Source organism: uncultured Oribacterium sp. (assembly GCF_902481605.1).
GTDB lineage: Bacteria > Bacillota > Clostridia > Lachnospirales > Lachnospiraceae > Oribacterium > Oribacterium sinus.
This window is the reverse complement of record NZ_CABSXI010000091.1, coordinates 1-6,786: the sequence shown is the minus strand read 5'-3', so window position 1 is coordinate 6,786 and position 6,786 is coordinate 1. Positions and strand designations below refer to the sequence as shown.

Annotated in this window: 7 protein-coding genes and 1 tRNA gene; 7 read left to right on the top strand and 1 reads right to left on the bottom strand. The window is 40.8% G+C overall.

The genetic code is table 11. The features are described 5' to 3' along the window. Positions 1–414: 414 nt before the first annotated feature. The 6 genes from RDQ32_RS10470 to RDQ32_RS10445 all read left to right on the top strand — a co-directional run bounded on the left by RDQ32_RS10470 (position 415) and on the right by RDQ32_RS10445 (position 4,277). Positions 415–774 (top strand): type II toxin-antitoxin system RelE/ParE family toxin, encoded by a 360-nt coding sequence (locus tag RDQ32_RS10470; RefSeq protein ID WP_308580416.1) that lies wholly within the window; start codon positions 415–417, stop codon positions 772–774. Continuing rightward, positions 767–1,060 (top strand): helix-turn-helix transcriptional regulator, encoded by a 294-nt coding sequence (locus RDQ32_RS10465; RefSeq protein WP_308580415.1) that lies wholly within the window; start codon positions 767–769, stop codon positions 1,058–1,060. The genes RDQ32_RS10470 and RDQ32_RS10465 overlap by 8 nt, the downstream gene beginning before the upstream one ends. A gap of 301 nt (positions 1,061–1,361) precedes the next feature. Then, a tRNA-Thr gene (locus tag RDQ32_RS10460) sits at positions 1,362–1,434 on the top strand. A gap of 86 nt (positions 1,435–1,520) precedes the next feature. Further along, on the top strand, positions 1,521–1,802 hold the full coding sequence (locus RDQ32_RS10455; RefSeq protein WP_183684521.1) for a helix-turn-helix transcriptional regulator: 282 nt from the start codon (positions 1,521–1,523) through the stop codon (positions 1,800–1,802). A 97-nt stretch (positions 1,803–1,899) separates the two neighbouring features. Beyond that, a complete protein-coding gene (locus RDQ32_RS10450) occupies positions 1,900–2,838 on the top strand; it encodes a DNA-directed RNA polymerase subunit alpha (protein ID WP_308580413.1) in 939 nt (312 codons plus the stop codon). A 107-nt stretch (positions 2,839–2,945) separates the two neighbouring features. Continuing rightward, positions 2,946–4,277, top strand: coding sequence for a UvrD-helicase domain-containing protein (locus tag RDQ32_RS10445; RefSeq protein ID WP_308580411.1), 1,332 nt, complete (start codon positions 2,946–2,948; stop codon positions 4,275–4,277). 131 nt (positions 4,278–4,408) lie between these two features. On the opposite strand, the gene RDQ32_RS10440 is transcribed toward RDQ32_RS10445, so the two are convergent. Then, positions 4,409–4,861 (bottom strand): hypothetical protein, encoded by a 453-nt coding sequence (locus tag RDQ32_RS10440; RefSeq protein WP_308580409.1) that lies wholly within the window; start codon positions 4,859–4,861, stop codon positions 4,409–4,411. Between the two features lie 286 nt (positions 4,862–5,147). On the opposite strand from RDQ32_RS10440, the gene RDQ32_RS10435 reads away from it, so the two are divergent. Further along, entirely contained in the window at positions 5,148–6,524 is a 1,377-nt protein-coding gene (locus tag RDQ32_RS10435) for an FAD-dependent oxidoreductase (protein ID WP_308580418.1), read from the top strand. Positions 6,525–6,786: the final 262 nt, after the last annotated feature.

Here is a 6,786-nt window from a genome sequence, read left to right as displayed (position 1 = left end):
GTCTATATCAAAAAATGAGTATTTATTGTATTTTCTATTTGCGTTTTCTTTCTATATGGTTGATAATAAAAGAGTGTTATCAGATTATTTTTGATAATGACATTTAATTCAAACAAATTCAATCTATTCAATCTATTTAATCTATTTAATCTATTTAATCTATTTAATCTATTTAATCTATTGGTTCTTAGAGCTATGTATATTTTTCGTTTGTCTATTTAACAAAGTATTAATTCTAAAGAAATTCATTTTTCGTAAGCGCTAACTTTCCCATAAAAAACATAACAATTATAAATTATGATAAAAAAGAGTTATCTATACCACGAACTGTTTATAGTCTTTGCTACGAGATGATGTGATTATAGCATTGACATAATCTAATAAAATAATTATGCTATATATAGCATACAGGAGGTGCGTTTGTTTACTGTTAATTTTTTTTGTGAAGACGATGGCAGTGTGCCTGTAGCTGACTTTATTTGTAATTTGAAGACAAAAATGAGAGCAAAACTTGTTTCTGATTTACATCGTTTGGAAATGTTGGGAAGTGAGGCGAGATTTCCGTTAAGTAGGCATCTGGAACAGGGAATCTTTGAACTTCGTACTATACAAGGTACTGATATAGTAAGAATTTTATTTTTCTTTGACAAAAATGAAATTATTATAGCAACAAATGGCTTTATAAAAAAACAGATGAAAACACCAAGGGCTGAGCTTCAGCTGGCTATTAAGAGAAGAGAAAAGTATTTTAGGAGAGGTTGTAAAAATGGGTGATTTACAAAATTTAACGAAAGAATTGTTAAAAGACCAAGAGTTTAAAAAAGAATTTGAAAAATTACAATCTGAACGGGATCTCACTATGTCTTTAGTAAGAGCAAGAAAAGAGGCCGGTCTTACGCAAGAAGAATTGTCAAAGAAGACCGGTATCAGTCAAGCGGATATTAGTAGGCTGGAAAATGGAACCAGAAATCCCAGTCTAGCTTTACTGAATCGTATTGCAGAGGCGATGAATTCTGAACTTATTATAGATATTGTGCCTAGAAAGAATATAGCAAAATAGAGAATTGAGTTTTTATAAATAATCTGAAGACCATCTACGGCGTAAAGTTTATCCGTGAGGGTAGATAAGGATATGGACTATATCCTGGAGAGGTACGGAATAAGATAAAACAGGAGTGACAGACAAGATTTAAGGGGATTATAGTTAAAAATATTTTAGTGAAATCGATTTCGGTGAAATGGATTTCAGTGAAATTCATTTCGGTAAAACAAAGAGAAGTGAAGTGAAAAAGTAAAAAAACTGATTGACAGTTCTACTGCTTTATGGTATTTTAGCAATGTTCTGAATTTATTCAGGATACGCTGATGTAGCACAGTCGGTAGTGCGTCGCATTGGTAGTGCGGAGGTCACGGGTCCGATTCCCGTCATCAGCTTTTTCTTAACTGCGGAAGACTGGCTTGTTCAGCTTCCGCTGATTTTTTATCAGGGTTTTTCTCATTTTTACAGGAGGGAGTTCGTTATGGAAGCAAAGATTAACGTGGAATATCCCGTAATAGACGTTTTTGCCACCGGGAAAAACATTGAGCGATTACGGAAGGAAAAGGGCTTGAAGGTAAAAGATGTTGCCCTGTTTATGGGCTTCTTAGAGCCACAGGCCGTGTATAAGTGGCAGCAGGGGAAGGCTTTGCCCAGCTTAGACAATATGTTTGCATTGAGTGTGCTCCTGGAAGTGCCCATGGAGGAGATTTTGGTGAGGAAGTCCGGAGACAGCCTGGAAAAGGACAAACACCTGGCGGCATAAAATTTATTTTAAGGAATTACAGAAAACTACTCGAAATTTTGAGAAAAATAGGTATAATAGGTAGGTTCAGTAAAGAAGCGATTAGTAGGAGTGTGGAATGGAAAACATAATGAAACCAGTCTTGGAAGTGAAAGAGTTTGTAGAGGAGCAGGGATATGCTCGTTTCGTTTGTGATTCTTTAGCAAAGGGAGAGGCTACGGTTCTCGGGAATTCCTTAAGAAGAATTCTGCTTTCTTCTATGCCCGGATCTGCTGTCAGTGAAGTAAAGCTGGATAGTGTCTATCATGAATTTTCTTCTATTCCCGGGGTAAAGGAAGACGTATCCGAAATCATTATGAATTTGAAGAACCTGGCACTTCGCTATACCGGTAGCGGAGAGGAGCCTGTGATGGCCTATGTGGATTACATGGGAGAGGGCGTAGTCAAGGCTTCCGATATTAAGGTGAGTTCCGAAGTGGAAATCATGAATCCCGACCTTGTCTTAGCACATTTATCCGGTAAGGATGCCAAGATTTATATGGAAATGAAGGTCAGCAAGGGAAAGGGCTATGATGGAGCCAATACCAGAGATCACAGCGATCTTGCTATCGGCGTGATTGCGGTAGATGCAATTTATTCTCCTGTAAAGAAGGTGAATGTCTTCGTGGAAGAGACGGGGAATACAGAGCGTTTGATTCTGGATGTGACTACCGACCGGACCATGATGCCGGAGGAGGCCGTATCTTTGGCAGCTCGTATCCTACAGACCCATTTGCAGCTCTTTATGCACATGGATACCTCTGCAAAGGAGCAGGGTGCTGCTGTTTCCAGTCAGGAGGCAGGAAGGGACGAGTTGAATAAGAGCATTGATGAGCTGGAGCTCAGTGTTCGTTCCTACAACTGCTTAAAGAGAGCGGGAATCAATACAGTGGAAGACCTTTGTGCCAAGACTATGGATGACCTGATGAAGGTGAGAAACATGGGAAGAAAGTCTTTGGATGAGATTTTAAATAAGTTGGAAAGTATGGGATTGTTCCTGTCTTCCAAGGCGGATTAATAATAGGGGCATCGCTTTACGATGCCCTATTTTTTTAGCTTTTTTTAAAATTCTATGGTATGATAGCGAGGAAAATTTAAGGCCAAGATTCTTGGAGAAGAAAATGGATGGAAAGAAGAAAGCAATTTTGGACTGAGCAAAGGAAGAGGGAATACATCCGGGAGGCTGAGGATAACCTTTTCATTGTGGCGGGCCCGGGGACAGGGAAGACCACCCTTCTTTCAAAAAGAATATTAAATCAGATTATGGGCGGTGAAAGGCTTTCCCATTTTCTTTTGCTGGCCTTTACGGATGAAGCGGTAGCGGAATTTAAACAAAAGATAAAAAAGCATTTGTATCGGGAAATTGCGATTAACAAAGAAATGAGTCATCGTTTAAAGCGAAAGGTATATGGCATTGACAGTATGCATATCACCACTTTCCGAGACTTTTGCCTCTATGTTATTCATGTAAAGGAGCATTTTCAGAAAGCTTGGACGAGGGAACAGTACATCGGAGAGGTGGAAAAAAATGCCTGCCTGCAGGAAATCAGGAAAGCAGTACAAAAATCTACGGAACTTAAGTCTACGGAATCAGAATATTCTTTTATGCCTTTGGAGGAACAATGCTATAGAATATTGAAAGAGAATCCCAAGCTTCTGCAGATTTTACGACGGGATTTTACCAAGATTTACGCGGATGAATTACAGGATTTGAATCAGACTCAGCTGGACATTCTTCTCCTTCTGTCCACGGATAAGAAGGGGAAAATGCGGCATAATTGCCTTTTTATGGTGGGAGATCCCAGACAAACCATCTATCAGGAGGAGGAAGCGGAACGACAGGTTTTCTTCCAAATGAAGCGGCGCATGGAGAAAAAGCGGAATGTGAAGGTCCTCTACCTCAATGAGAATTATCGTTCCAATGCGGAGTTGGTGGAATGGATTAATCGACATTTTCGGAAGAGAATGCCCGCCTATCATGATATGAAGGCTTGCCAAAGGCCCGAGTTTTTGCAAAATTCTCCTCTCCACGGTGTTTTCCACTATCCTTCGGAAAAGGATAGTCTAAGAGCTCTACAGGATTTGATGGGGGAACTGTTAAAGTCTTACCCGGATTTACGAGACAGAGATTTTCTGATTTTATCCAATGACAAGGAGAAAGAAGCAGATTACAAAGAAGCCTTGAAACCCTTTGGCTTTTCGGAAGCTTCCTTGGATCATATGGTTTTGGATGCCCATGCTTCCAAGGGCTTAAATTCGAATATTGTGATTTTGATGGAAACCGGCGGAAACAGCTGTGCGGAAGCCAGATCCAAGTATACCAGTTTGGAATATGTGGCAGTAACAAGAGCAAAGCATGCCCTCATTTTTCTGGAAGGAAAAGGAGAGGAGCAGTGGTTTTGCGATAGTCTTTACAATATGAAAGAGCTAAAAGAAATCCCCTTTCCGGAGCCTTAGCTTCCCTGTAGCCTTTAGGGCCGGGCGCTTAGGATAGGAAGAGGGGATTTTTTATTTTTAACCACGACTGTTGATGAAAGACAAGATATTGTGAATGCAAGCTTTAAGCTATGAGCTAAAGTGTAAGCTGTTTAAGCCTTGGAAAGAAGAATAAGCTGGAAGGCGTGATACGCCAGATTCAGCGGTTCAGGCAGAAATTTATCCACCAAAGCTTCAATAATGACTTCAGTGCCAAGCTTCTGCTTTAACTTCGGATTCATCTTCTTATTCCCGCGAAATTCCTGAACAATTTCCTGACTGGAAGGGAGAAGATGAACATAGATACTATCCTGCTTGGGAAGCTGTTCTGCCAGAAAACGGACATTGCTATAGGGAATCTTACGAAGGCTTTCTAAAATTGCCTGTTTAGAGCCTTTAAAAAAAATTCGAATGCCTGATGTTGCAGGATAAATCTGAATTCCGCAAACCTGGGGGTGACTGGCTAATATTTGACTTAAGATTTCTTCCTCCTGAGAAGTAATCCGGCTTACTCCTAAACGAATTCGGAAGGAAGCATCATTTTCATGGACTAACTGGTAAAACATGGAAATTTTTTCTCCTTTTCATTGCTGATTCTATGGACTCTATACTATAAAAATAGTTTGTTACAACTAAGTGTCTTTTGTATTATACCCTAATTTTAGATTTCTGCACTAAAAAGACAAGACATTTCTTTTTTCCTTTAGATTTTTACATTCCTTTTAGAATTTTTTTCTAAAGAATTGAAATACAAAGCCTGGTTTTTGTGCTATAGTTTTGCCATTGCTTAAGTCTGATGATTTAAACTGGAAATCAAGAATGGATACGAGAAAAGAAAGGAAAAGGATGAACATGAGGGAAGTACAAAACATTATTATTGGATTTGGTAAGGCCGGAAAAACATTGGCAGGCTATCTGGCTAAAAAGGGGGAGAAGACGGTTTTAATCGAGGAAAATCCCCTTCGTTATGGAGGTACCTGCATTAACGTGGCTTGTATTCCTTCAAAGTCTTTAGAGAATAGCGCCAGAGAGTCCGCTGCACTGGGGGGAGAATTCTCCGAGAAGGCGGAGCGTTATCAGAAGGCTATTGAGGAGAAGAGAAGACTGACCCATTTCCTGAGAGGAAAGAATCTGGAAAAGGTACAGGGGGCCGGTGTGGAGGTCATTGACGGCAGAGCCTCTTTCCTGGATGAACACCGTATTCTGGTGGAAAGTGCTAAAGGAGATGAGGAAATCCGGGGAGAGCGTATCTTTGTTAACACCGGAGCTAAGACCATTATCCCAAAGATTGCCGGAGTAGAAAGCTCTAAGAGAGTATATACCAGTGAAAGCATGATGGAGTTGGATACTCTGCCTAAAAACCTTGTGATTATCGGCGGGGGCTATATCGGCTTGGAGTTTGCTTCTTACTATCAGAATTTTGGATCTACTGTAACCATTCTACAGGATACTATGGACTTTATCCCAAGAGAAGACCGGGAAATGGCTAAGGCTATTGAAGAGAACATGGAGAAGCTGGGGATTACCCTGTGTAAGGGCGTAACTGTGCAGGAAATTCAGGATAAGGAAGAGGAAAGTCTGATTCTGTTCCAGCAGGGCGGAGAGGGGAAGACCATTACCGCAGATGCCATCCTTGTGGCAACAGGAAGAAAGCCAAACGTAGAGAACCTGGCGTTGGAAAAGGCAGGTCTTTCCCTGACAGAAAGAGGAGCCATCCCTGTAGATTCTTCCCTAAGAACCAAGGTGCCTCATATCTTTGCCATGGGAGATGTGACCGGGGGCCTGCAGTTTACTTATATTTCTTTAGACGACTTCCGTATCGTAAAGGCAGCTTTAGAGCAGGAAGCTAAGGGAGAGGGAACTGCTCTTCGAAGCACGGAAAACAGAGGGGCTATCCCCTATTCCGTATTCCTGACACCGGCATTTTCCAGAGTGGGAATTACGGAGGAAGAAGCAAAGGCACAGGGCAAGCAGTATCGAGTAGCAAAGCTTCCGGTAGCGGCTATTCCCAAGGCTCAGGTTTTGCGTCAGACCGCCGGTCTGCTGAAGGTGATTATTGAAGAAGGAAGCAATCTTATCCTAGGTGCTCATCTTTATTGTCCGGAAAGCTATGAAATGATTAATCTGATTAAGCTGGCTATGGATCAGAAGATTCCGGCAAATGTGCTGGCGTCTCAGATTTATACACATCCTACGATGACGGAAGCTTTTAACGATCTTCTGGGGTAAGTGATTGCTGTATTCATTATAAAGATGCGCTACAACTTATTGACTTTTGCGGCGGCTTCGTTGCTTTAGTCCTGTTCTTCGGCAATATATTCTAAATATTCTTCCTCGGTGGCGAAACGCATGATTTGTGTACCGACCTTTGCAACATAGCTATAATTTTCGTAATACATAAGGAACCTCCTGATATTATGAATGAAAAAGGAATGAAGGGGTAAAGAAAGAGGAAACTTCGAAGGGAGTTTCTTTTTTCTTTTAAAGATGT